Here is a 22,375-nt window from a genome sequence, read left to right on the forward strand (position 1 = left end):
ACCCAGCCGTTTGCGGTGCGTAAGGCGGATCAGGCAGCGCGTTGCAGGAAGGTCGGGGATTTAACGTGCAGGCCGCGACGCCCGCTGACGGGCCGGAAAGCCAGGCTGTCGCCGTTCAGGCTTTCGTCGGCCCCGAGGAACAGACAGCCGTCGTCGACCAGCCGCCGCTCCAGACCTTCCAGCACCAGCGCCCGGGCGGCCGGCTCCATACCGGTCAGCACATTGCGACAGAAGATGACGTCAAAGCGGTCGTCGGGCTCGGTTGCGCTCAGGTCGACAAGATTGGCGCGCTCGAACCGCACGACGCGTTTCAGGGGATCGGCCGCTGTCCATAGTTCGCCCTGCGGCTGGAACCATCGCACCATGGTGGCCGCCGACAGGCCCCGCTGGATCTCAAAGCCTGTATAGGCCCCCTGATGCGCCTTCTCGAGGGCGATGCGGTTCAGGTCGCTGCCCAGCACCTCGACATCCAGCTTCAGGTCCAGGGCCGCCATGGCCAGCGACCATGCCTCCTGGCCGGTCGAACACCCGGCCGACCAGATCTTCAGCGTGCGCCCCTGACGCGCCTGCGACAGGGCCGGCAGCAGTTCCTCGGTCATGGTGCGAAAGGCTGCGCGGTCGCGACGGAACCAGGTCTCGCCGTTCAGCAAGGACTCGATGATCTCCCACGCCAGACTGGCGACCGGCTTGCTCCACAGGGCGGCCAGCATGACGTCGACACTGTCAAAGCCTGCCCGGCGCGCGACCGGGCCCAGCCGGTGCTCGGCCAGATTCAGCCGATCCCGCCGAAGCCGGTTTCCTGTGCGCGTCGCGACCAGGGCCTGCAGTCTGTCAAAGTCTTCGGGGCTCATGGCGTGGCCTGGTGGAGGTCAAGGGTCAGCATCGTCAGACGGCGCCGACCTCGGCGAATTTGGCGTGGAGGATTTCTCCGTCGAAGGGTTTCATCACATAGTCATCGGCCCCGGCAGCCAGGGCCTCGGTAATACGGTCGACCGCCGTTTCGATGGTGCAGAACAGCACCTTGGGCCGCCCCCCGTCGGGCATGGTCCGCAGCCGCCGCAGGAACGTCAGTCCGTCCATGACCGGCATGTTCCAGTCCAGCAGGATGACATCGGGCATGGCCCCGGTGCAGAAGGTCAGTGCCTCGGCCCCGTCCGCAGCCTCATCGACATCGAAGCCCAGGGCCTCGACGATGCGACGCGACACCTTGCGGATGATGCGGCTGTCATCGACGATCAGACAAAGTCTGGAGCTCAAGGTCGGATTCCGTTCGGGTGCAGGTCGGGTGCCGGGGGGCCTCGGGGTCTCCATGATCGCAAACTGCCGGTTAACGAGGCGTTGGTAAGGGCTGTTAAGACATCTTAACCGTTCGTGGACAGGGGCAGACGGGCCACTAGCTCGACCCGGTTCTCGTCAGTCGAAACCTGTAGCGTGCCGCCTTGGCCGCGCACCGAGCGCCAAAGCCAGTGCGGCTGGATCCACTGGCCGGGTAGGCCGTCCGTAAGCGCCGCGCCCGACAGGCCCTGAACGGCCTCGGGTTTCAGCCGGGCGCGGGGCCCTTCGGAGACGGTCGTCAGGATCAGATGGCCGTCCGCGCGCTGGGCGCTGAGGGTGGCGGTGCCGCCGGTCGGCAGGGCGCCGACCGCGACATAGGCCAGATTGACCAGGATGCGGGCGTGCGGCTTGGCGTAGTCACCGCCGGGGATCTGCCAGTCGATGGAAGCCCGCCCACCGGCCAGCAGGTCGGTGACCGTGGTCTTCAGTTCGTCGCCCGAGAAATTCTGGTTCGAGGTCGCGGCGCCATAGGCCACGCGGGCATAGCGGACCAGGGCGACCATCTTGGCCGCGCTCTGCTGCATCAGGTCCAGCGCGTCGGCATGCATGTCGGCCGAGTCGGGATCGGTCATCAGGTCCAGTGCCGAGCTCATGGCCCCGGCCGGGCTGATAAAGTCGTGGCACAGTTTGGCGACGATCTGGGTGGCCAGCTCGGTCTCGTCGTGATCGGTGGTCGCCCCGGTCGCGTCGTCGGATTGAGGGGCGAAGGCTTGGGACATCATAGGGGGCAGGGCTCCGGCAGCAGCGTGGACCAAGGCTGACCTGATTTGCGGGTTCGGGAAACCGCCGGGATCGTCTATCAGGCCGGGATGCACGATTCCCTGACGTCCGATTTCGAGAGCGGACAGCTTGTCGAAACCCTGGCCGACCTCGCCGAGGCGGCCTCCGCGGTAATTCTGCCCTACTGGCGGGCGGGTGCCGAGGTCATCACCAAGGCCGACAACAGCCCCGTCACCCTGGCCGACCGCGAGGCCGAGGTGCTGATCCTCAAACAGCTGGCCAGGCTTTATCCCGGCGTGTCCGCCGTGGCCGAAGAGGCGTGTGAAGCGGACGGGCGGCCGGGGGAGGCTGCAGACTGTTTCTGGCTTATCGATCCTCTGGACGGGACCAAGGGGTTTGTGCGCGGTGGCGAAAGCTTCAGCGTCAACATTGCCCTGGTCGATCAGGGGCGGGTTGTGGCGGGCGTCGTTTCAGCTCCGGCGACCGGCCTGACCTGGGTGGGCGATGCCTCGGGTGCCCGCCGCCGTCGCTTTGGCGAGGCCTGGCAGCCGATCCGGGTCCGCGACCGACCGGATCAGGCCCTTGCCCTGCTGAGCCACAGCCTCAAGGATGACGAGGCCGACAAGCTGGCCGCCCGCTATGGCTGCGGCAGCTGGACCGGCATGGATTCCTCGCTGAAATTCTGCCTGATCGCGGAGGGGCGGTTCGATGTCTATCCGCGCACCGGCCCGACCTCAGAGTGGGATACGGCGGCCGGGCAGGCGGTGCTGGAGGCCGCCGGCGGTCGAGTTCTCGACATGGACAGCCAGCCGCTGGCCTATGGCAAGCCCGGCTTCATGAACGGTCCGTTTGTGGCCATGGGCGGCTGATCGGTCAGTCCGTAACCTGACGCAGGAGGTGATCGGCCCGGTCAGCAATCAGGTCCGCGCCTTCATCCCGTGCCGCAGCCGCCGCCTCGACCAGCACCAGACGGACAGGCCCGGCGGGCTTGTCCAGCAGGCGTGCCTTGGCGAGAGCCACCCGGGCGAGGCCGATCTGGTCGACGGCCCAGGCGACCGGGCGCGGGCGGTCCATGGCCAGCCGGGAGCGCAGGCGTGCCGCCAGCCGGTCGAGGGCCAGAATGTCCCCCTGACTTTCGGCCTTCATCACGCCGCCCTCGACGACCGCATCGGCGAGGGCCAGCCCCAGCACGGTCCGGTTCCGGGTCAGTCCACCCAAAACGTCGGATTGGCCGCCATCAGAGCTCAGACAGGCCGCGCCGGGCAGGGCGGCGGATCGCGCAAGGGTCACAGCGGCCCAATCCATCGGGCTGTGGTCGGGCGTGAACTGGTCGCAGGCGGCGTCGAACAGGGCGCGGCCTTGCTCCAATGCCTCGCCATTGTCGGCCAGCGCGGCCAAAGCCGACAGTCCCGCGCCGCACAGGGCCAGGGCGCGGGCCCGGGTCAGGGGGCGGCGCTCTGCCGGGCAGGTGTCGACCAGCTCGCGCAGTTCGCGCCCGGCCTGATCCAGCAGGCGCGCGTCGCGCCGCTCGATCCCGAAGGTCAGGGTCAGGGCGGCCCGATCCAGTTTCAGCGTGTCCAGCAGCAGGCCGGGACGACGCGACAGCTCGTGAACGGCCTGATCCAGAAAGGCCATGGCCTGCAGGCTGTCCCCGTCCGGCGATCGGACCTGCCGGGCCCGGATGCGGGCATGCAGGGCGGTCAGTCGAACCTTCAGCAGGGGCCGGGTCGCATGGTCCTTCAGCCCGTCGGTCAGGCTCAGCGCGCGGGTGAGTGAGTCGGGCCCGCCGTACAGGTCAAAGCTCAGCACCATGGTCTCGGCCAGCGCCATCACGGCCTCGGCCCGTTCATCGTTGGTGCGGGCGGCCTTGCGCCCATCCAGTGCGGTCAGGCGGGCGTGCTGCAGGCTGTCGGCGGCACCGGAACGGCGGGTGTGCTCGCGCCACAGGGCCGAGGCCAGCAGCCAGGCCTGCACCGGGCGCGGACAGGTGGCCCGGCCGGCGTCGACCGTCTGACGCCGGGCCTCGCCGCGCAGCACATCGACGTCGACCACCTCCAGCCAGCCGAGATCCTGATCGGCCTGATGACCGTCAAAAAGCCGCCTGAGATCCCGCCCGAACTCGAACATGGGCCACGCTCCGATCGTCCCGTCGCGGGACGCTTCGCCCGCCGTGAACCCTGTCGAAGCAAACGCGGTGCCGACCGTCCGGTTCGCACCGGACGGCGGCGGTCGCATCAGAGGCCGAGCGCCTCGATCATTTTCTCGACCAGGACGTCGGAAATGTTCAGGAATTCGTTCATCTCGCGGGAGACATGCTCGCGCGTTACGCCGCCATCGGTGATGACGTAGCGCTCGATGGCGATGGCGTCGTCGAACACGATGACCTTGGCGATGCTGTACTGCCCGTTGAACTCGTTCGCCAGCGCCTCAAGGGTCGGGCGCTGTTCCGGAGAATAGCCCCAGCTGGCCATGATCGACATGCCAAGGCAGCCCTCGGGCTGACCCTCCGCATCGCAGACCCGCTGCTCGACGGTCATCTTGAACCCACCCTCGACCGTGATGTTGAAGATGCCGGGCTCCGTCTGTTTCAGCTCGTCATAGCCCTCGGCAGCCAGAATGCCCTGAAGGTCGGCATGGGTGAGGGCGAAAAAGACCTCTTCCGTGCCCCGGCGGCTCTGCGCCTCGGCCGGAACGGCCATCCCCAGACTGACGGCGGCAAGCACGGCCGCAATGATAAAGCGCATGATGATCCCTCTCCTCTGCTGCGACCGTGATCCTAGACGCAAGCTGGCCGCGATGGCCAGATGACAGGATGTGACGGGCGGGCGCCGTGTGGTTCGGAGGGCACAGATCGGCGTTCGATGCCCTGTGGACCGTCAGCCCCGCTCCTTTGTCTTCAGAAACCGGACCTTGGGGAAGCGTTCGGTGACGTAGCCGGTTTCCCAGCTGGTCTTGGCGAGGAAGACGGGGTCAGAGTCGAGGTCGCCGGCCATCTGGGGACGGTATTTGCCCATGAAGTCCTCGACGTCGGCCCTGGTCGCGCCTTCGGCGGGAGCAATCCAGCGGGCCTCGGCATAGGGGCTGGGTTCGAAGATGACGTCGAGGCCGTATTCCTCTCCGAGGCGGTCGGCCATGACCTCGAATTGCAACTGACCGACGGCGCCGACGATGAAGTCCGCGCCGATCTCGGGCCGGAACAGCTGGGTGACGCCTTCTTCGGCCAGGCCGTCCAGCGCCTTCTTCAGGTGTTTGGCCTTGAGCGGATCCTTGACCCGCACGCGCTGCAGGATTTCGGGGGCGAAGTTCGGCAGGCCGGCAAAGCGGACCAGGCCGGTCTCGGACAGGCTGTCGCCGACCCGCAGCACGCCGTGGTTCGGTATACCCATGACGTCGCCTGCGTGGGCCTCCTCGGCCAGTTCGCGGTCGGAGGCGAAGAACATGATCGGCGCATTGACCGACAACGACTTGCCGGTGTTCTGCACCTTCAGCTTCATGCCGCGCTTGAAGCTGCCCGAAGCCATGCGGAACATGGCGATCCGGTCGCGGTGGTTGGGGTCCATATTGGCCTGGACCTTGAAGACAAAGCCGGTCACCTGATCCTCGCCCGGCTGGATGGTGATGTCTTCGGGCGCGGGGGCATTGCGGGTCTCGGGCGGGGCTTCCTTGCGGGCCTTCATGACCTTGGGCGACGGCGCCCAGGTGCCGATCGCCTGCAGCAGGGCCTCGATACCGAAATGGCGCAGGGCCGAGCCCCACAGCACCGGCGTCATATGGCCTTCGAGGAAGGCGTTGACGTCAAAGGTCGGATAGCCCTCGCGGACCAGATCAAGGGCGTCCTGCAGGCTGGCCTGTTCGCCCTCTTCGAAATAGGCCCCGGCCTGATCCAGCGGCAGGGCCTCGGGGTGGTCGGGCTCGTCAGCCGCGCCGGGGGCCTTGCGGGCATAGGGCTGGAAGGCACCTGTCGCGACCTCGACCATGCCGCGCAAGCGATTGCCGCTCTCCGCCGGCCACCAGATGGGGGCGGGGTCCAGCTGCAGCCGGCTGGCGATCTCGTCCAGCAAGGCCATGGGATCCTGGGCCTCGCGGTCCAGCTTGTTGATGAAGGTAATGATCGGAATGTCGCGCAGGCGGCAGACCTCGAACAGCTTGAGCGTCTGCGGCTCGATGCCCTTGGCGGCGTCCAGCACCATGATGGCGCAGTCGGCGGCGGTCAGGGTCCGGTAGGTGTCTTCCGAGAAGTCCTCGTGGCCCGGGGTGTCCAGCAGGTTGAAGCGTTTGCCGTCATGCTCGAACGTCATGACCGAGGCCGAGACGGAGATGCCGCGCTCCTTCTCGATCTTCATCCAGTCCGAGCGCGTACGGCGGTTTTCGCCGCGCGCCCGCACGGCACCGGCCGCGCGAATGGCGCCGCCCGCCAGCAGGATGTGCTCGGTCAGGGTGGTCTTGCCCGCATCGGGGTGGGCGATGATGGCGAAGGTCCGGCGACGGGACGCTTCCTGGGCGAGAGAGGCTTGCGACATGGCGCGGGGGGTTAGCCTGTCCGGCCCGTGAAGTCACGCCATGAACCGGGAAGGGGGTCAGTCCGCCGCTGCGGTTTCGGCCTCCGGCTCGGCCTCGGCGCTATCCTCGCGGACGACACCGTTGGCCTGATCGATCAGCTTTTGCGCGGATTCGGCGCCCTCGCCCCCGTGCGGGGCATTGGCGAGCGGCTCCAGCAAGGCGATGGCGGTCGCCTTGTCCCCGGCGGCCAGGAAGGCGTGACCCGCGCCCAGACGGATGCCCGACAGTTGCGGCGCGGCGATGAAGGCCATCTCCCACGTCGCCAGATCGTTGTCGTTCGGATAGCCCGGCGCGCCGTCGCGCGAGCGTGCGATCAGCAGCAGGGTCAGATAGTTGCCGGGATCGACGCCATAGGCCGTGACCAGATAACCGCGCGCCCGGTTCATGAGGTCGGTGCGCTCGTCCGGCAGGTCGGCGGCATCCTCGATGCGGGCCATGGCCATGAACTGCAGGGCTTCGATGTTTTCGGGCTGCTGTTCCAGAAGGCGGGTGAAGGCGGCCTCGCCTGCAGCCCGGTCGCCCATGTGCAGCTCGGCATGACCCAGCACCAGCAAGGCCAGCGGATCGTCGGGGTGACGGGCGGCCATGCGGCGGGACTCCTCAAGCGCCATCGCGCGGTCCTCTTCGGACATCGGCATCTTCAGTCGCTGGCCCAGCAGCAGCAGGTCGTCGGCCGAGGGCGGCAGGCGGCTGATCTCGACCTGGATGTCCAGATCGATGTCATAGGTATTCAACTCGATCCGGCCGTACATGTGATCGCGCAGCACATTGCGGAGTTGGGCCAACGACAGGCCCGTGGCCTGCTGCATGGCGGTGACCGGATCCACGCCCTGACGGATCAGCCCGAGGTAGGCCTCAAGCTGGACCACCCGCTCGGGCGAACTCATGAACCAGTGGGTCAGCAGCCAGGCGACGGGATAATAGGTCAGCCGGTGCGGCTCATGTTCGACCTCGCCGAAGCGATTGGTCAGCAGTTCTTCCAGCGGCAGCCAGGACGAGTTCATCAACCAGGACGCGCGGTTCTCGTTATGGGCGCCGACCTGGATGCGGTCGGGCCAGATACGGGCCGTCATCACATATTCGGCGAGGCCTTCGACCAGCCAGCCGGGGTAATATGTCGAGAAATGCTGGAAGAAGAAGTGGTGTGCATATTCGTGCAGCAGGGTGAAATCGCCGTCCCCGGTCACCGCTACGGCAAAGATGTCTTCTTCGCCCGGGTAGTAGAAGCCGGCGACGGTGTTACCCAGACCGGGCCGCACCTGCTCAAGGTCACGCTGGCGGCGCACCAGGTAGATGGGCAGTTTGCGGCCCACGGGCCTGTCCAGCGGAACCCCGAACCGCATGCGCAGGAAGCGGTCGTAGACCTCAAGCTTGGTGGCGTATTCGCGCAAGGGGCGCTCGCCCCCTTCGGAATAGATGATGAAGTTCGGCGTTTCGGCCTTCAGCCAGGCGGCGCGGGCCGGCGTCGCAGCCGCAGTAACAGCCAGCAGCAGCGCGGCGCAGAGGGCAAGGCCCAGACGTGTGATAATGCCCATGATCTGGTGCTCCCCCGAACAGAACCGTCAGGCTAGCGGGGAAAGCGGGGGGCAGGCAAGCTTGGGCGTTTGCAACCTCAGGCGGCGAGGCGACCCCAGACAGCGCGATCAACGGCTACGGCATCGGGCTTCCCGCGACGGGCACGGTCATGAAGTTGACCCAGGACCTCGTCCGGAAGGGCGCAGAACTGCGGCTCGACCAGCGCCGGATCACATCCGGCTGCGGGGGCGGCGAACAGGGCGGCGGTGATGTCCGGACCCCGGTCGTGGATCAGCCAGGCCAGACGCCGGGCGCGGGCCGGGTCGTTGCGATGCAGGAGCGGGTCTTCGGCAAACAGTTCGCAACCCAGTTCGAGCAGATAGTCAAAGCCCAGCTTCTCGAACCGGCGCGCGTCGGCGGGCGTGACCGGTGAGGCCTCGTCCAGATCGAAGACAACGTCGTTGAGAAGAAACAGCATAAGCACACCCACCATCACCGGGGTCATGTCTGCCCCGTTGTGATCACCCTAGCGGGCAGCGTTTGAGGTTCCGTTCCCGAACGCGGTTAAGCATTTACGACCAGACGCGGCGCCTCAGGTGACCTTTTCGGTGAGGAAGTGGCGGCCCTCGCGGTCCTCGATCTCGACGACCCAGAGGTCGCTGTCGAAGCGCGCTTGTCGCTCTATATAGGCGTCGACCTCGGTCTCGACCTCGGTGTCGAGCGGGCGCATCCACAGGCGGTCGCCGTCAGGGCCGGTGGCCTCGGAATAGAGGCGGGCGGTGCGGTTGGCGCTGTCATAGATCTTGACCAGCACGGCGCCGGCGCGGGCATCGCCATGGCGGGCGACGGTGGCGAAGGCCCCGCCCAGCTGGGCCCGTCGGATCAGGGCCCCGACCCAGACATCGGTGGCGAGAAGCAATTCGATAACCCTGCTTTGAAACCCGGCTGGAAGGTCTGAGCCTTAGGCTGCCCCTCATGTCGAGGAAAGCACAGATTGGACGGGCGGGGTCTGCCATGGCCATGGCGGCGGCGCTTCTCACGGCCGCAGGCCCAGTGTTGGCCGGGGGATCCGTGCCCTTCTATGAGCGCAGCTTTGTGTTGGCGGCGCATGAGCGGTGCGGCCTGTTCTCGGATGAGCTGGGCGCGGCCCTGACGGTATCGACCCGCCAGGCGCGCAGTGCGGCACTTCGGGCCGGGACCGAGACGGCCGAGGTCAATGCCACCGCCCGCCGGGCGCAGGCGAGGGCCGCCGAGGTCGCCTGCAACGATCCCGAACTGGCCATGGTCGCGGACCGGGTCGAGATGGCCTTTGACGGCTGGCGCCGCATTCCGTCGCTGAGCTTCCCCGGACTGGAACAGCCCTGGCTGGCCGACCGCCGGGCCTATTCTCAAGAGACGTGGGCGCTCAGCCAGACCTCACAGACCGGGGCCTCGCCGGTACGGTTCGGCCAGACCTCGGTCGAGGGCGAGATGAAGGTCGTGGTGTCCTTCGTCGGCGCGCCCCGTCCCTATGCCGCCCGGGTGGTGATGCGGGACACCGGCGTCATGGCCCGGCCGTGGCTGGGCCGGGCCGGAGCCCTGCCGCCCGCACCCTCCCGCCGGGCGGTGATGGCCATGTCGCAGGCGCCGGCGACCCGGATGCTGCTGGCCGCCGACCGCCGTGCCGGGGAGGTCTGGAGCTTTCCCGCCAGCCTGGGGACGCAGCTTGAGCGGCTGGACCCCCGCGAAGGCTTCTGGGTCGAGTTCCTGTTCCGCGACGGCAGTGTGGCGCGGGCGGCCTTTGAAGTCGGAGACATCTCGGCCGGTCGGGCCTTCCTGCAGATGGGCCCGCTCTAGGGTTCTGACGACTGGCTGGCGGCCGGAGAGAAGGCGATGATCTCGGCCCCTGGATGCTGGCCCTCCTCCACCTGATGCTTGTGGACCGGCAGACGCACGGTCACGGCTGTGCCTTCGCCGAGGGTGCTGTCGATCGACAGCCGTCCGCCGTGCAGTTCGCTGAGCGCGCGGGCTAATGACAGGCCGAGGCCTGTGCCCTGGGCCCGCTGTGCCTCGCCGCCGGCCTGCTCGAAAGGCTTGCCGAGGCGCTTCAGGTCTTCGGGCGCGATGCCGGTGCCGGTGTCGGAGATGACCAGTTCCAGATAGGGACCGATGCCCTCGACCGTGACGGTCACTGAACCGTCGGCCGGCGTGAACTTGACCGCATTGGACAACAGGTTGAGGGCGATCTGCTTTAGGGCGCGACGGTCAGCCTCGACCATGACCGGCTCGGACGGGAGCACGGTCGACAGATGGACGCCGGTCTCGTCGGCGCGCGGCCGGACGAGGGCCAGGGCGTCGGACAGCACTTCGCGGGCGTCGAACCGCTCCATGCTGAGCTGATAGCGCTCGGCCTCGATCTTGGAGACGTCGAGCACATCATTGATCAGGTCCAGCAGGTGCTCGCCCGCCGAATGGATCGACTGGGCATAGTCGGCATAGCGGGCCGGCAGAGGGCCGAACAAACTCTGGCGCATGATGTCGGCAAAGCCCAGCACCGCGTTCAACGGGGTCCGCAGTTCGTGGCTCATGGTCGCGAGGAACCGCGACTTGGAGCGGCTGGTGGCCTCGGCCTCGGCGCGGGCGGTGTCGAGGGCCACTTCGCGGACGTAGGCGTCGGTGGCGTCAAAGGCCTGGGCGATCAGGCGCAGTTCGCCGTCCGGGCTGTCCATGCGCCGCACCAGAAGGGCGATGCGGCGATCCAGGGCCTTGCGCGGGGTGAAGCGGATCTGGGCCTCGCCGCCTTCACCGGCGCGCTTGAGGGCAGCCATCAGGGTTTGGCGGTCGGGGGCGTGAACGGCGGCCATCAACCCCTCGTCCAGCAGGGGCGCCACGGGCAGGGGCTGGGGCGGCACGCCATAGGCCGCCAGCACCCGGGCGGTGCCGTCCAGCACAAGGGTCAGGCCCGGCTGGGCCGACAGGACGGTCTCGACCCGGGCGACCGAGCTCAGGGCCTCGCCCAGTTCCTGCTCACGCAGACGCCAGGCCAGTTGCAGCGCCACCGCCGTCGCCCCGGCCGCCGACAGGGCGGAAAATGCTGCGGTAAAGGGCAGGGCGACGGAGGGATCGCCCATCAGGGCTGCGCCCATGCCGATCAGGGCGGAGATGGCGGAGGCCGCCGTGCCCAGCAGGGCCAGCTTCAGCCCGCCGGGGCGTCCGCTGCCCAGCAGTAGTCCGGCCGCCACCGGCATCAGCAGATAGCCCGACAGACTGCCGCCAATGCCGCCGGAGAGAAGGGCGGTGACCGCTGCGGCCAGCGACCAGATACCCAGCACGGCCAGACGCGCCCGGGCGCCGTCGCGCCACAGCAGGGTCAGACCGGCCAGACCGGGCACGGCCATGGCCAGCATGCCGAAGAAGACCGGACCGTGCAGCCCCGGCCCGGGCTCGATCACCCGCAGACCCAGCGCCGCCAATGCCGTCATCGCCGCCCAGGCCGCGTGCGAGGCGGTCAGGGCGGGCAGATCGCCGACGGGGCGACCGGACCGGACGGGCGAGGAGGAAAGCGGCAAGGGGTTTCCGACAAGGTGAACGGGGCGGTTGCCACGGGCTGGCGCTTCCAACCTACCGGGCGAGGCGATTCCCTGCGAGGCCGCTCCCGTGTCAGGGGATTGCAGGCAAGGGGACGGGGGCTGAAAACTGGGGAACGACAGGCCGTTAAAGATTAACGCCGGGCGTGTCGCATTGCCCTTGCCGGCCCGCATACCTATTCGAAGGGCATGGCCGAGACGCACACACCCCCCACCGAGACCCTCGACGAGGCCCTGGCCGAGTTGCAGGAGTCGTTCGACCTGCTGGGCGACTGGGAGGAGCGGCTGGCCTATGTGATCGAGCTGGGTCAGGGGCTGGCGCCGCTGCCCGATGCCGCCCGGACCGAGGCCAATCTGGTGCCGGGCTGCGCGTCCCGGGTGTGGCTGGCGGTCGAGGACGGGGGCGAGCGCCTGTGGTTCCATGCGGACTCCGACAGCGCCATCTCCAAGGGCAATATCGCCCTGCTGCTGGGCCTCTATTCCGGCCGGACGCGCGACGAAATTCTGGGCTTTGACGCCCGGGCAGCGCTGGACTCGCTGGGCCTGCCCCAGGCCCTGACCCGCCAGCGCGCCAACGGTCTGAACCAGATGGTCGGACGGATCCGCGAGGCGGCGCTGGTGCCGGCCGGCTGAGCCCGGGTTTTTTCGGCCTGGCCAATTCAGACCCTGAAAAATACCGTCTGAACCGTCTGAACCGTCTGAACCGTCTGAACCGTCTGAAACGCCACCATGTCGGTCACCCGGTTCCATAGTGTTCCGCCAGCGCTTGCAGGGCGTGTTTGAGGACGGTTTTGCCTTGGCGGCGGCGGAGGCCGAGCTGGCCCTCGGCGGCCTGGAGGGCGGAGCTTCGGATGCAGACGGCCTCGAGCATGGGGGCGAGGCGGGGACCGGCGGCCTGAAGCGCGCGGGCCACGCGGTGGCCGGCGGCGAGGCTGGCATCGCCTGGCTCGACCCGGGCGGCGGTGCCGGCGCCGGAGCGGGGCAGGGCGTCCCACCTCTGGGTCAGGGAGGGACCTTTCATGGCCAGTTCGGCATCGCGGGTCAGGCGCAAGCCTGCGGCGACCTCGGTCGGGGTCAGCCAGGGACGCCCGGCGGCATCCTTGCGCCGCGCCAGCCAGGCGATGGCGCTGTCGCCCAGATTGACCCGCACCGGCAGGGTGGCGCCGTCGGGCAGGGTGCGGGTCTGGATCGCGTCGATCCGGCCGGGGGCTCCGCCAGCCGGACCCGGGCGGTTGGCCCCTGCGGCCCGGCGGGCCTGAAAGCCGCCGCCCTTGCGCACCGCGAGGCCCGGGTCGCGGGCCAGGGCGGTGAACTCGCTTTCGTCCAGTCGCAGCACGACCCGGGCGCGGCGGTCCGGCAGGATACGCAGGACATAGACCCCCGGCGTGGTGGCCTCGATCCAGCCGCCCTTGTCGAGCAGCAGGCGGCGGGCGCGGTCGGTGCGCAGGCTCATCGCGGCAGGACCACGGGCGCGTCACCCAGCAGGGTGCGGGTGAAGTCTTCCAGCCTGTCGAGCAGGGCGTCGAGGGCCGGGCGGTCGCGCGCATCCTCGGCCCAGCGGCAGGCGCCGGCGACCGTCGCGCGGTTGACGCCGTAGGCATGACCGACACGCTCCAGCGGCCAGCCATAGGCCACATGGGCCAGATAGAAGGCCAGCCAACGGGCCCGGCACGCCGGGGGCGGCAGGCGATCGGTACCGGCCATCTGTTCAGCGCTGACGCCGGTGCAGGCGGCAACCAGATGAAGTGCCAGTCCCGCACGGATGCGGTCGGCTTCGGTGACGGGAACGCGGTAGGAGCGGGGCATGGCTAATCCTTTCTCTCGGGGAACAGACCGGAAGGATGGGGCCGCGCCCGGTCGAGATAGGAATTAATACCTGTTAAACGTCAGAATGGGACGTAGGGGCCGACGCGAAGCGGGATCGCAGGTTGCGGGATTGGCGACCTGGAGGCCCCGGCTGGCCGCTGTCGGGGCCCGGCAGCAGGCGTTTTGATCGCGTCGGCAAAGAAATATCGTCGTCTTGACTCACAGACTCTCGACGGCGATTCGCAAATCAGCCTACGATTCGCCTCAATGGAGTGGCGTTAACTGTTCTTAAGGTTTTGAACCGTTAACGTGGGAACAAGGTTACCTGTGCGTGCAGCGACAGGGCCATAGTCAAGCTTTGCCGCGGAGGGGCACACATGCGCGTCCTGTTGATTGAAGACGATCACGCTACAGCCCAGAGCATTGAGCTTATGCTCAAGTCTGAGGGCTTCAATGTCTACACCACCGATCTGGGTGAGGAAGGCATCGATCTGGGCAAGATCTACGATTACGACCTGATCCTGCTGGACCTGAACCTGCCCGACATGAATGGCATCGAGGTTCTGCGGCAGCTGCGCGTGGGCAAGGTCAATACGCCGGTAATGATCCTGTCCGGAACCAGCGAGATCGAGACCAAGGTCAAGACGTTTGGCGGCGGCGCCGACGACTATATGACCAAGCCCTTCCACAAGGATGAACTGGTCGCCCGCGTGCACGCCGTGGTGCGTCGCTCGAAGGGGCATGCCCAGGCCATCATCCACACCGGCGAGATCGCCGTGAACCTGGACGCCAAGACGGTCGAGGTCGACGGTCACCGCGTGCACCTGACGGGCAAGGAATACCAGATGCTGGAGCTGCTCTCGCTCCGCAAGGGGACCACCCTGACCAAGGAAATGTTCCTGAACCACCTGTACGGCGGCATGGACGAGCCCGAGCTGAAGATCATTGACGTCTTCATCTGCAAGCTGCGCAAGAAGCTGGCGACCGCGGCGAACGGCAAACACTATATCGAAACCGTCTGGGGCCGCGGCTATGTGCTGCGCGACCCGCAGGAAGGCACCGGCTCGGTCAGCGCCGCAGCCTGATCGGTTAGGACATCGCAACATGAAGACGCCCGCCGGGACACTGGCGGGCGTTTTTGTGCGTGAGGCGACCGTCCTGACGGGGCGTCCGGTGCGCTTTTCCCCAGGGCGTCTGGCCCGGACGGTTTGAGTGTGCGACCGTCTCGGCTATGACGGTGTAACCGATTACACGCGAGACCCCCGACTGATGTCTTCCCCTGCGCCCAAACCGTCCGAAGCCCGCCTGTCCGGTGAGGCGATCCGGCCTGACGGGGCGGGACGCGCGACGACGGCGGCCGAGCGGATCGAGGCGCTGATCGCCGCCATGACGCTGGAGGAAAAGGCGGGGCAGCTGACCATCATGCCGGCGGCGTTGGCGCCCGCTCCGGCCAATGCCGCCAATCCGGCGGCTGTTCCCGGATCGATCGAGGAACAGGCGCAGGCGGTGCGCGAGGGTCGTCTGGGCGCCGTGTTCAACGGGGATTCGGCCGACTGGCACCGGCGCATGCAGACGGTGGCGGTCGAGGAGTCGCGGCTGGGCATTCCGCTGTTGTTCGCGGCCGATGTGATCCATGGCTTCCGCACCATCTTTCCGGTGCCGCTGGCCGAGGCGGCGGCCTTTGACGCCGATCTGGCGAAGCGGACGGCGCGCGCGGCGGCGGAAGAGGCCACGGCCGTGGGTCTGGCGTGGAATTTCGCGCCCATGGTCGACATCTCGCGCGATGCCCGCTGGGGCCGGGGGGTCGAGGGCGCGGGCGAAGATGTGCTGCTGGGGTGCACCCTGGCGGTCGCCCGGGTCGAAGGGTTCCAGGGCGAAGCGGGTCTGTCCGACGCCGGGGCCATGCTGGCCACGCCCAAGCATCTGGCGGGCTACGGCGCCGGGGCCGGGGGGCTGGACTACAACAGCGTGGACGTGTCCGAGCGGACCCTGCGCGAAATCCACTTCCCGGCGTTCCAGGCCGCGTTTGACGCGGGCGCCCTGTCGACCATGGCGGCTTTCAATGATGTCGCGGGCGTTCCGGCCCATGCCAATCCCTGGCTGATGAAGGATGTGCTCCGCGGCGAGTGGGGGTTCGAGGGGTTTGTCGTCTCGGACTACACCGGGGACTTTGAGCTGATCGCCCACGGCCTGGCCGAGGATGAGCGGGACGCGGCGCGGCTGGCCTTTCTGGGCGGGGTCGACATGAGCATGAGCAGCAATCTTTATGCGCTGCATCTGCCCGATCTGGTGCGGTCGGGCGCGATCGCCGAGGCCGATGTTGATGTGTCGGTGCGGCGGGTGCTGGAGCTGAAGGCGGCGCTGGGCCTGTTCGAGGACCCTTATGGCCGGCTGGCCCCGGAGCGGGTCGAGGCGAATGATCAGCCCCGCCACCGGGAGCTGGCGCGTGAGGCCGGCCGGAAGTCCATCGTGCTGCTGAAGAATGAGGGTGGGGTGCTGCCGCTCAGGCGGTCGGACCGGATCGCCCTGATCGGGCCGTTCGCCGAGGGGCGCGAGCATCTGAACGGGCCGTGGGTGCTGTTCGGCGATCCGGCCTATGCGGTCCCGGTCGATGAGGGCTTCCGCGCGGCGATGGACGATCCGGCGCGGCTGACGGTGGTGCGGGGCTGCGAGGCCGAAGGTCCGCTGCAGGGCGGGATCGAGGCGGCGGTCGAGGCGGCTGAGGGCGCCGATGTCGTGGTCATGGTGGTCGGCGAGGACGAGCGCATGTCGGGCGAGGCCCAGTCGCGCGTCGATGTCTGTATCCCGGAGCCGCAGCGGGACCTGATCGCGGCCGTGATGGCGGTCGGCAAGCCGGTTGTGCTGGTGCTGAAGTGCGGCCGGGCGCTGGTTCTGGACGAGACCGCGAAGGCGGCGCGGGGTCTGGTTGTGGGCTGGTTCCTGGGGGTCGAGACCGGCCATGCCCTGGCCGATGTGCTGTTCGGCGATCATGAGCCGACCGGACGCCTGCCGATCAGCTTTCCCCACCACACGGGCCAATCGCCGTTCCACTATGACCGCAAGGTCACGGGGCGCCCGCCGCTGTCGCTGGAGCCCAGAGAGGAGTTCAAGGCCCGCTATCGGGAGACGCTGAACACGGCCGCCTGGCCGTTCGGGCACGGCCTGACCTATGGCGATCCGGTCTATGAAGGGCTGGACGTGGGCGAAGGCCAGCTGGCCTGGCAGGGCGAGCTGGAGGTGTCGGCCACGATCACCAACCGGGGAGACCGCGTCGCCGAGGAACTGGCCCAGCTGTATATCCACGACCGCGCAGCCAGCGTGACCCGGCCGATCCGCCAGCTGAAGGGATTCCAGCGCGTGCGGCTGAAGCTCGGCCAGAGTGCCCGCGTGCGGTTCACCCTGACGCGGCGCGATCTGATGTTTGTGGGACGTGACCATCTGTGGACGGTCGAGCCGGGGCGGTTCACCGTCTGGATCGGCCCGAATGCCGAGAGCGGACTGGAAGGCACGTTCGAGCTGCTGGCGCCCGCGTCAGCTTGATCCAAGCGGACCGGCGACGGCGTCATAGAGGGGCGTCGCCATGCCCGAGGCGTCGAACAGCAGCGGGCTGTCCCGGCCATCGTCGCGATCATCCCGCCTGAGCCAGCTGTCGGTGTCGCGCGCGCCCCAGACGGTGAAGGCATATTGCTGGGCCGGGGGCAGGGTCATGAAGGCCTCGGCCAGTTCGGTGACGCGGGCGGTCTGCTGGGCCTGACGCTCGGCGGGGCTGCGAAGGTCAACGCGGCGGTCGGAACGAAGCGAGGCATCCAGCTCCGACACATGGATCGGCAGGCCAAACTCGGCCGCGTCGCGCATGAAGGTGGTGATCTGGCCCTCGGCGATTTCGATATCGAGGTGCGACTGGCTGCCGATGCCGCCCAGTGGCGTGCCGGCCTTCAGCAGCTTTTCGACCAGATTCAGGAAGGTCGCGCCCTTTCGGGGCAGGTTTTCCAGATTGTAGTCGTTGAGGAACAGCAGGGCTTCGGGATCCGCCTCGTGGGCGACGTCAAAGGCGCGGCGGATGTGGTCGATCTCGCCCAGTCTCTCTGACCAGTGGTGGGAGCGCAGACCATTGCCGTCCTCGGCCACGGCCTCATTGACCACATCCCAGCCGACGGCGCGGCCCCGGTAGCGCGCGGTGACCTCGCGGACATAGCGGTCATAGCCTGCGGCGAACGTCTTGCGATCCAGCCCGGCAAAGGGCTCGGCGCCTTGCGAATACCAGACGAGGGCATGGCCGTGCAGGCGCAGGCCGTTGTCCGTGGCAAAGTCCGCACACCGGTCGGCGAGGGCGAAGTCGAGGCTGCGGTCGGGCCGCAGGATCGCCTCCATCTTCATCTCCCACTCGGGGGTGAACTGGGAGAAGTGGGTCAGCACCACGCGGCGCCAGCTCGCGTCGTCGAACTGGCCCGACATGCCGCACACGCCGACGGGAACGGTCGTCAGATCCTTGAGCGGGCGGACCGGGCCGAGCGGTGGGGTTGCAGGCGCACGGCCGCAGGCCGCCAGCGCCAGCGGGCTGGCCAGCAGATGCCGGCGGGTCAGTCGGAAATCAGGCACGCCGCCTGAGGCCAAGCGCGTCAAAGGCTGCGGATTCGCGGCGTTCAGCGGCGGCGAGGCGTTCCAGACGGGACAGTTCGGCCACGTGTTCGAACTTCTTGAGTTCCTCGAAGGCGCCGGTCAGGGCATCGCGGGCACCCTCTTCCTCGGCCTCGAGTTCGCCGAGATCGGCCTCGACGGTCGATTTGCGGTGCTTCCAGCCGTTTAGATAGGCCTGAAGCAGCATGCCGGCCTCGGCGTCGGCCCGGGCGCGTTCGCGCTCGATCTCGACCTCGGCGTCCAGCACCGCCAGTCGCATCTCGGCCGAGGCCCGGCGCGAGCCGATTTCAGCCAGACGTTTCTGCAGGGTCTCGACCTCATAGGTCGAAATGCGGATCAGGGACCGGGCCCAGGTGGTCATGGCGTCACTCCACTCGCTCTGCGAGACCTTGGTTCAGAATGCTTTCCAGATGACTAAAGGCCGTCGCCATGTCGCAGATGTCTTCGGGGGTTTGCGACAGGAAGCCTTCCAGTGCCGGGTTCAGGGCGATGGCGCGGTCGGTGATCGGATCGGCGCCGGCGCGATAGGCGCCGATCTTGATCAGCTCTTCCATATTGGCATAGGCGCTGAGGCACTGGCGGGCGCGCTTGTTCAGCTCCCGCTCGGGCAGAGTCTGGCAGCCCGGCAGGGTCCGGCTGACGGATTTCAGCACATCGATGGCGGGGAAGCGGCCGCGCTCGGCGATCTTGCGGTCCATGACGATGTGGCCGTCGAGGATCCCGCGTACGGCATCGGCGATCGGCTCATCATGATCACCGCCATCGACCAACACGGTGAACAGGGCGGTGATGGCCCCGGTCGGACGCCCGTCGGATCGCATCGGGCCCGGTCCGGCACGTTCCAGCAGCTTCGGCAGTTCGGAAAAGACGGTGGGCGTATAGCCCTTGGTGGTCGGAGGCTCGCCGGCGGCCAGGCCGATCTCGCGCTGGGCCATGGCGAAGCGGGTCACCGAGTCCATCAGGCACAGGACCTGCTGGCCCTGATCGCGGAGGTATTCGGCGCAGGCCAGGGTCATATAGGCGGCCTGGCGCCGGGTGAGGGCGGGCTCGTCCGAGGTGGCGACCACGACGATGGCGCGGGCCAGCCCCTCTGGCCCCAGGGTTTCCTCGATGAACTCGCGGACCTCGCGGCCCCGTTCGCCGATCAGGCCGACGACGACCGCGTCGCACTCGGCGCGGCGGGCCAGCATCGACAGGAGCACCGACTTGCCGACGCCGGAGCCGGCGAAAATGCCCATCCGCTGGCCGCGACATGTGGTGGCAAAGACGTCGAGCGCCCGTACGCCGGTGTCGAGGCGCTCTCCCACCCGGCCGCGCGCGTGGGCCGGCGGCGGGGCAGCGCGCAGAGAATAGGGGCGAGGGCCTTGGGGCAGGGGGCCCTTGCCGTCGATGGGCTCGCCGAAGGCATTGATGATGCGGCCCAACCAGGCGGCGGTGGGGCGCACCACACTGGCTGACTCGACGATGCGGATATCGGCGCCGGGGGCCACGCCCTCGACCGGGCCGAAGGGCATCAGCAGGGCCTTGGCCTCTCGAAATCCGACCACTTCGGCGGGCAGGGGCGGGCGACCGTGGCGGTCGATCTCGGCCCGGGCCCCGACGGCCAGACGCGACAGTCCGCCACGTGACTCGATCAGCAGGCCACTCACCCCCGCGACCTTCCCGGTAACGACAAGGGGATCGACGGCTTGAACGGCGGCGACGAGAGAATGCAAGGAAAGCCCCGGAAATTGCCTCTCAGGGATCGGTTAACGTGGTTAACAGCCGCTTAAACGACGCGCGAATGGTTCGTCGAACACTGTGCCATGAGTCGCGGAAATGCCGAGCGAACGCCTTTCTGCAGGCCTGACCCTTGCGCGGGCGCGGATCGACCTGATGTTCAGAGGCTGACAGCCACCCGGAGACCTCCCCCATGACCGGTACCACGCCTGCCTCGCCCGACCTGTCCCGCCATGCCCGCGCGGGCCGGGGCAAGATCTATGGTTCGATCCTCGAGACCATCGGCAACACGCCGCTGGTGGAGTTGCCGCGCCTGTCGGCCGACCTGAAGCTCAAGGCCCGGGTGCTGGCCAAGCTGGAGTTCTTCAACCCGCTGAGTTCGGTCAAGGACCGGATCGGTCTGGCGATGATTGAGGGCCTGGAGCAGGCCGGCAAGTTGACGCCCGGCGCAGTGTTGATCGAGCCGACCAGCGGCAATACCGGCATTGCCCTGGCGTTTGTGGCGGCGGCCAAGGGTTATCGGCTGATGCTGGTCATGCCCGAGAGCATGTCGATGGAGCGGCGCAAGATGCTGGCCCTGCTGGGGGCCGAGCTGGTGCTGACCCCCGCCGACAAGGGTATGAAGGGCGCGATCGCCAAGGCGCAGGAGCTGCTGGAGAGCACACCGGGGGCGGTATCCCCGGGGCAGTTCGACAATCCGGCCAATCCCGAAATCCACCGGGTCTCGACCGCCGAGGAAATCTGGGCGGACACCGATGGCGCGGTCGACATGGTCATTGCCGGCGTCGGCACGGGAGGCACCATCACCGGCGTCGGCCAGGTTCTGAAGGCGAAGAAGCCCTCGGTGCGAATGGTGGCCGTCGAGCCCACCGACTCGCCGGTCCTGTCGGGCGGCGAACCGGGACCGCACAAGATCCAGGGGATCGGGGCGGGATTCATCCCCTCGATCGTCGACCGCGATGTGATCGATGCGGTCGAGCGGGTGTCAAACGACGAGGCGTTCGAGATGGCGCGCCGAGCGGCCCGGCTGGAGGGGCTGACCGGGGGTATCAGCTCGGGCGCCGCCCTGATCGCCGCCTTCCGTCAGGCGGCGCTGGACGAGAATGCGGGCAAGACCATCGTCACAATCATCCCCAGCTTTGCCGAACGCTATCTGTCGACGGCCCTGTTTGAGGGGCTGTAGGAAGACAGTGTCGTAGGTCTTCCTCGAATGTGCTATCTTCCCAGGTGACCTGAGGAAGATGACATGGCGCTGAATATCAAGAATCCGGACGTTGATCGGCTGGCGCGCCGGGCCGCAGAACTGCGCGAAACCGGCGTCACCGAGGCCGTGCGTGCGGCTCTCGAACGCGATGTGAGCGAGCTGGAGAAGGCCCGGGAAGCCCGGGAGGCTGAACTCCGGAGCGAAGTGGCACGGATCCAGCAGCGGTTCGCTGCTCTGCCGATGAAAGATACGCGCTCGACAAAGGAAATTCGGGACGCACTGTGGCATGACGTCCTTGATAGTCATTGACACTTCCGTCGTCGTGGCGGTGATCAAGGCCGAGCCGGAGGCCCAGCGCCTTGTCGAGATAATGGCGGCTAACCCTTGCCGAATGTCGGCCTTTTCGGTGTTTGAGGCCGAGTCCGTGATCGGGAAGCTTGGAGGTCCGTTGGCCGTGCCCGATGTTCGCAAGCTTCTCGGGGCGTTCAGAGTTGAAATCGTCCCGTTCGATGATCGACTGGCCGTGCTGGCGACCGAGGCCCGCCTCCGCTTCGGTAAGGGAGTACACCCCGCCCGGTTGAACCTTGGTGATTGCGCGGCCTATGCATTGGCCGCGTCCCTGGAGGTGCCTTTGCTCTACAAGGGTGACGACTTTGCCCTGACGGATATTGTCTCGGCCAATTGAGCGATTGCTCAGAGCGTTGATTGGGGAGGACGAGCCATGGCGGATGTGGATGCGGCGACGGCGACGATGATCGCCAATCTGGAGGCCAATACGGGCAAGTCGCTGGACCAGTGGATTGCGCTGGCACGGGCCAGTGGTCAGGCCAAACATGGTCAGCTGGTTGCGTGGCTGAAGGCCGAGCAGGGCCTGACGCACGGCTATGCCAATCTGGTGGCACACAAGACCTTTGCCTCGGACGCCGGGTCGAGCGGTGACGACGATCTGATGGCGACCATGTTCGCCGGGCCAAAGGCGGCGATGAAGCCGGCCTATGACAAGGCGGCGACCTTTGTTCAGGGGCTGGACGGCGTCGAGTTTGCGCCGAAGAAGGGCTATGTCAGCCTGAGGCGGTCGAAACAGTTTGCCCTGCTGCAGCCCTCGACCAAGGATCGGCTGGATGTCGGGCTGGTGCTGAAGGGGGTTGAACCGGCCGGTCGGCTGGAAGCCGCCGGATCGTGGAATGCGATGGTGACGCATCGGGTGCGCGTGTCTTCGGTCGATGAGGTTGATGCCGAGCTGGAGGGCTGGCTGCGTCAGGCCTGGGCTGCGGCATAGGGCGAGATCGCTCTTGACCGGCGGTTAACCGAA

The 22,375-nt window shown here is 67.7% G+C and carries 24 protein-coding genes; 9 read left to right on the top strand and 15 right to left on the bottom strand.

The features are described from left to right. Positions 1–29: 29 nt before the first annotated feature. From B4K74_RS02940 to chpT, 3 genes are all read right to left on the bottom strand, one after another. On the bottom strand, positions 30–851 hold the full coding sequence (locus B4K74_RS02940) for a CheR family methyltransferase (RefSeq protein ID WP_286691687.1): 822 nt from the start codon (positions 849–851) through the stop codon (positions 30–32). A gap of 34 nt (positions 852–885) precedes the next feature. Next, entirely contained in the window at positions 886–1,257 is a 372-nt protein-coding gene (locus tag B4K74_RS02945) for a response regulator (protein WP_286691688.1), read from the bottom strand. Positions 1,258–1,361: 104 nt separating this feature from the next. Continuing rightward, the gene (chpT, locus tag B4K74_RS02950; protein WP_286691689.1) at positions 1,362–2,057 is read right to left on the bottom strand and encodes a histidine phosphotransferase ChpT; all 696 of its coding nucleotides are present in this window, start codon (positions 2,055–2,057) and stop codon (positions 1,362–1,364) included. Positions 2,058–2,144: 87 nt separating this feature from the next. Here chpT and cysQ point away from each other — a divergent pair, with 87 nt between their 5' ends. Continuing rightward, positions 2,145–2,924: a 3'(2'),5'-bisphosphate nucleotidase CysQ gene (gene cysQ, locus B4K74_RS02955; RefSeq protein WP_286691768.1), complete on the top strand. Its 780-nt coding sequence runs from the start codon at positions 2,145–2,147 to the stop codon at positions 2,922–2,924. 4 nt (positions 2,925–2,928) lie between these two features. Here cysQ and B4K74_RS02960 read toward each other — a convergent pair whose 3' ends face one another. The 6 genes from B4K74_RS02960 to B4K74_RS02985 all read right to left on the bottom strand — a co-directional run bounded on the left by B4K74_RS02960 (position 2,929) and on the right by B4K74_RS02985 (position 9,049). Continuing rightward, entirely contained in the window at positions 2,929–4,182 is a 1,254-nt protein-coding gene (locus B4K74_RS02960; RefSeq protein WP_286691690.1) for a hypothetical protein, read from the bottom strand. Between the two features lie 107 nt (positions 4,183–4,289). Then, a complete protein-coding gene (locus B4K74_RS02965; RefSeq protein ID WP_286691691.1) occupies positions 4,290–4,799 on the bottom strand; it encodes a YbjN domain-containing protein in 510 nt (169 codons plus the stop codon). A 132-nt stretch (positions 4,800–4,931) separates the two neighbouring features. Continuing rightward, the gene (locus B4K74_RS02970) at positions 4,932–6,575 is read right to left on the bottom strand and encodes a peptide chain release factor 3 (RefSeq protein ID WP_286691692.1); all 1,644 of its coding nucleotides are present in this window, start codon (positions 6,573–6,575) and stop codon (positions 4,932–4,934) included. Positions 6,576–6,632: 57 nt separating this feature from the next. Then, the gene (locus B4K74_RS02975) at positions 6,633–8,150 is read right to left on the bottom strand and encodes a tetratricopeptide repeat protein (RefSeq protein WP_286691693.1); all 1,518 of its coding nucleotides are present in this window, start codon (positions 8,148–8,150) and stop codon (positions 6,633–6,635) included. Positions 8,151–8,227: 77 nt separating this feature from the next. Next, positions 8,228–8,608: a hypothetical protein gene (locus tag B4K74_RS02980; protein WP_123286108.1), complete on the bottom strand. Its 381-nt coding sequence runs from the start codon at positions 8,606–8,608 to the stop codon at positions 8,228–8,230. 114 nt (positions 8,609–8,722) lie between these two features. Further along, on the bottom strand, positions 8,723–9,049 hold the full coding sequence (locus B4K74_RS02985) for a DUF1491 family protein (protein WP_286691694.1): 327 nt from the start codon (positions 9,047–9,049) through the stop codon (positions 8,723–8,725). 56 nt (positions 9,050–9,105) lie between these two features. Between B4K74_RS02985 and B4K74_RS02990 the strand changes: the two genes are divergently transcribed. Continuing rightward, entirely contained in the window at positions 9,106–9,966 is an 861-nt protein-coding gene (locus B4K74_RS02990) for a hypothetical protein (protein ID WP_286691695.1), read from the top strand. Here the strand turns inward: B4K74_RS02990 and B4K74_RS02995 are convergent. After that, positions 9,963–11,678, bottom strand: a complete 1,716-nt coding sequence (locus B4K74_RS02995; RefSeq protein WP_286691696.1) for a sensor histidine kinase — start codon at positions 11,676–11,678, stop codon at positions 9,963–9,965. The two genes, B4K74_RS02990 and B4K74_RS02995, sit on opposite strands and share 4 nt — an antisense overlap. A gap of 207 nt (positions 11,679–11,885) precedes the next feature. On the opposite strand from B4K74_RS02995, the gene B4K74_RS03000 reads away from it, so the two are divergent. After that, on the top strand, positions 11,886–12,329 hold the full coding sequence (locus B4K74_RS03000) for a SufE family protein (RefSeq protein ID WP_123286087.1): 444 nt from the start codon (positions 11,886–11,888) through the stop codon (positions 12,327–12,329). Positions 12,330–12,432: 103 nt separating this feature from the next. Here the strand turns inward: B4K74_RS03000 and B4K74_RS03005 are convergent, their stop codons facing one another. Together B4K74_RS03005 and B4K74_RS03010 are read right to left on the bottom strand one after the other, a co-directional pair. Next, entirely contained in the window at positions 12,433–13,149 is a 717-nt protein-coding gene (locus B4K74_RS03005) for a DUF6456 domain-containing protein (RefSeq protein ID WP_286691697.1), read from the bottom strand. Continuing rightward, on the bottom strand, positions 13,146–13,502 hold the full coding sequence (locus B4K74_RS03010) for a chromosomal replication initiator DnaA (RefSeq protein WP_123286085.1): 357 nt from the start codon (positions 13,500–13,502) through the stop codon (positions 13,146–13,148). The genes B4K74_RS03005 and B4K74_RS03010 overlap by 4 nt, the downstream gene beginning before the upstream one ends. A 377-nt stretch (positions 13,503–13,879) precedes the next feature. On the opposite strand from B4K74_RS03010, the gene ctrA reads away from it, so the two are divergent. Next, complete coding sequence (gene ctrA, locus B4K74_RS03015; RefSeq protein WP_123286084.1) at positions 13,880–14,587, top strand: response regulator transcription factor CtrA; 708 nt, start codon at positions 13,880–13,882, stop codon at positions 14,585–14,587. Positions 14,588–14,771: 184 nt separating this feature from the next. After that, entirely contained in the window at positions 14,772–17,042 is a 2,271-nt protein-coding gene (locus tag B4K74_RS03020) for a glycoside hydrolase family 3 N-terminal domain-containing protein (protein WP_286691698.1), read from the top strand. Here B4K74_RS03020 and B4K74_RS03025 read toward each other — a convergent pair. The 3 genes from B4K74_RS03025 to fliI are packed head-to-tail and all read right to left on the bottom strand — an operon-like array spanning position 17,034 to position 19,855. After that, positions 17,034–18,101 carry an endo-1,4-beta-xylanase gene (locus tag B4K74_RS03025; protein ID WP_286691699.1) on the bottom strand — a complete coding sequence of 356 codons (1,068 nt, stop codon included), beginning with the start codon at positions 18,099–18,101 and terminating at the stop codon, positions 17,034–17,036. The genes B4K74_RS03020 and B4K74_RS03025 overlap by 9 nt on opposite strands. After that, positions 18,094–18,501: a flagellar export protein FliJ gene (locus tag B4K74_RS03030; protein WP_123286082.1), complete on the bottom strand. Its 408-nt coding sequence runs from the start codon at positions 18,499–18,501 to the stop codon at positions 18,094–18,096. The genes B4K74_RS03025 and B4K74_RS03030 overlap by 8 nt, the downstream gene beginning before the upstream one ends. Before the next feature lie 4 nt (positions 18,502–18,505). Next, positions 18,506–19,855 (bottom strand): flagellar protein export ATPase FliI, encoded by a 1,350-nt coding sequence (gene fliI, locus B4K74_RS03035; protein WP_286691700.1) that lies wholly within the window; start codon positions 19,853–19,855, stop codon positions 18,506–18,508. Between the two features lie 197 nt (positions 19,856–20,052). Between fliI and cysK the strand changes: the two genes are divergently transcribed. The 4 genes from cysK (at position 20,053) to B4K74_RS03055 (ending at position 22,342) form a co-directional block, all read left to right on the top strand. Next, entirely contained in the window at positions 20,053–21,042 is a 990-nt protein-coding gene (cysK, locus tag B4K74_RS03040) for a cysteine synthase A (protein WP_286691701.1), read from the top strand. Positions 21,043–21,105: 63 nt separating this feature from the next. Then, positions 21,106–21,372, top strand: coding sequence for a type II toxin-antitoxin system VapB family antitoxin (locus tag B4K74_RS03045; RefSeq protein ID WP_123286079.1), 267 nt, complete (start codon positions 21,106–21,108; stop codon positions 21,370–21,372). Between the two features lie 13 nt (positions 21,373–21,385). Further along, positions 21,386–21,748 (top strand): type II toxin-antitoxin system VapC family toxin, encoded by a 363-nt coding sequence (locus B4K74_RS03050; protein WP_206423364.1) that lies wholly within the window; start codon positions 21,386–21,388, stop codon positions 21,746–21,748. 36 nt (positions 21,749–21,784) lie between these two features. Then, positions 21,785–22,342, top strand: coding sequence for a DUF4287 domain-containing protein (locus B4K74_RS03055; RefSeq protein WP_286691702.1), 558 nt, complete (start codon positions 21,785–21,787; stop codon positions 22,340–22,342). Positions 22,343–22,375 lie beyond the last annotated feature (33 nt).

Origin of the sequence: Brevundimonas sp. UBA2503, from assembly GCF_002341485.1 — a bacterium.
Classification (GTDB): Bacteria; Pseudomonadota; Alphaproteobacteria; order Caulobacterales; family Caulobacteraceae; genus Brevundimonas; species Brevundimonas halotolerans.

Bases quoted from the DNA above. Each gene is read 5' to 3' on its own strand.
- B4K74_RS02940 (WP_286691687.1), bottom strand. From the start codon at position 851: ATGAGCCCCGAAGACTTTGACAGACTGCAGGCCCTGGTCGCGACGCGC.
- chpT (WP_286691689.1), bottom strand. From the start codon at position 2,057: ATGATGTCCCAAGCCTTCGCCCCTCAATCCGACGACGCGACCGGGGCG.
- cysQ (WP_286691768.1), top strand. From the start codon at position 2,145: ATGCACGATTCCCTGACGTCCGATTTCGAGAGCGGACAGCTTGTCGAA.
- B4K74_RS02960 (WP_286691690.1), bottom strand. From the start codon at position 4,182: ATGTTCGAGTTCGGGCGGGATCTCAGGCGGCTTTTTGACGGTCATCAG.
- B4K74_RS02965 (WP_286691691.1), bottom strand. From the start codon at position 4,799: ATGCGCTTTATCATTGCGGCCGTGCTTGCCGCCGTCAGTCTGGGGATG.
- B4K74_RS02970 (WP_286691692.1), bottom strand. From the start codon at position 6,575: ATGTCGCAAGCCTCTCTCGCCCAGGAAGCGTCCCGTCGCCGGACCTTC.
- B4K74_RS02975 (WP_286691693.1), bottom strand. From the start codon at position 8,150: ATGGGCATTATCACACGTCTGGGCCTTGCCCTCTGCGCCGCGCTGCTG.
- B4K74_RS02980 (WP_123286108.1), bottom strand. From the start codon at position 8,608: ATGCTGTTTCTTCTCAACGACGTTGTCTTCGATCTGGACGAGGCCTCA.
- B4K74_RS02990 (WP_286691695.1), top strand. From the start codon at position 9,106: ATGTCGAGGAAAGCACAGATTGGACGGGCGGGGTCTGCCATGGCCATG.
- B4K74_RS03000 (WP_123286087.1), top strand. From the start codon at position 11,886: ATGGCCGAGACGCACACACCCCCCACCGAGACCCTCGACGAGGCCCTG.
- B4K74_RS03005 (WP_286691697.1), bottom strand. From the start codon at position 13,149: ATGAGCCTGCGCACCGACCGCGCCCGCCGCCTGCTGCTCGACAAGGGC.
- B4K74_RS03010 (WP_123286085.1), bottom strand. From the start codon at position 13,502: ATGCCCCGCTCCTACCGCGTTCCCGTCACCGAAGCCGACCGCATCCGT.
- ctrA (WP_123286084.1), top strand. From the start codon at position 13,880: ATGCGCGTCCTGTTGATTGAAGACGATCACGCTACAGCCCAGAGCATT.
- B4K74_RS03020 (WP_286691698.1), top strand. From the start codon at position 14,772: ATGTCTTCCCCTGCGCCCAAACCGTCCGAAGCCCGCCTGTCCGGTGAG.
- B4K74_RS03030 (WP_123286082.1), bottom strand. From the start codon at position 18,501: ATGACCACCTGGGCCCGGTCCCTGATCCGCATTTCGACCTATGAGGTC.
- cysK (WP_286691701.1), top strand. From the start codon at position 20,053: ATGACCGGTACCACGCCTGCCTCGCCCGACCTGTCCCGCCATGCCCGC.
- B4K74_RS03045 (WP_123286079.1), top strand. From the start codon at position 21,106: ATGGCGCTGAATATCAAGAATCCGGACGTTGATCGGCTGGCGCGCCGG.
- B4K74_RS03055 (WP_286691702.1), top strand. From the start codon at position 21,785: ATGGCGGATGTGGATGCGGCGACGGCGACGATGATCGCCAATCTGGAG.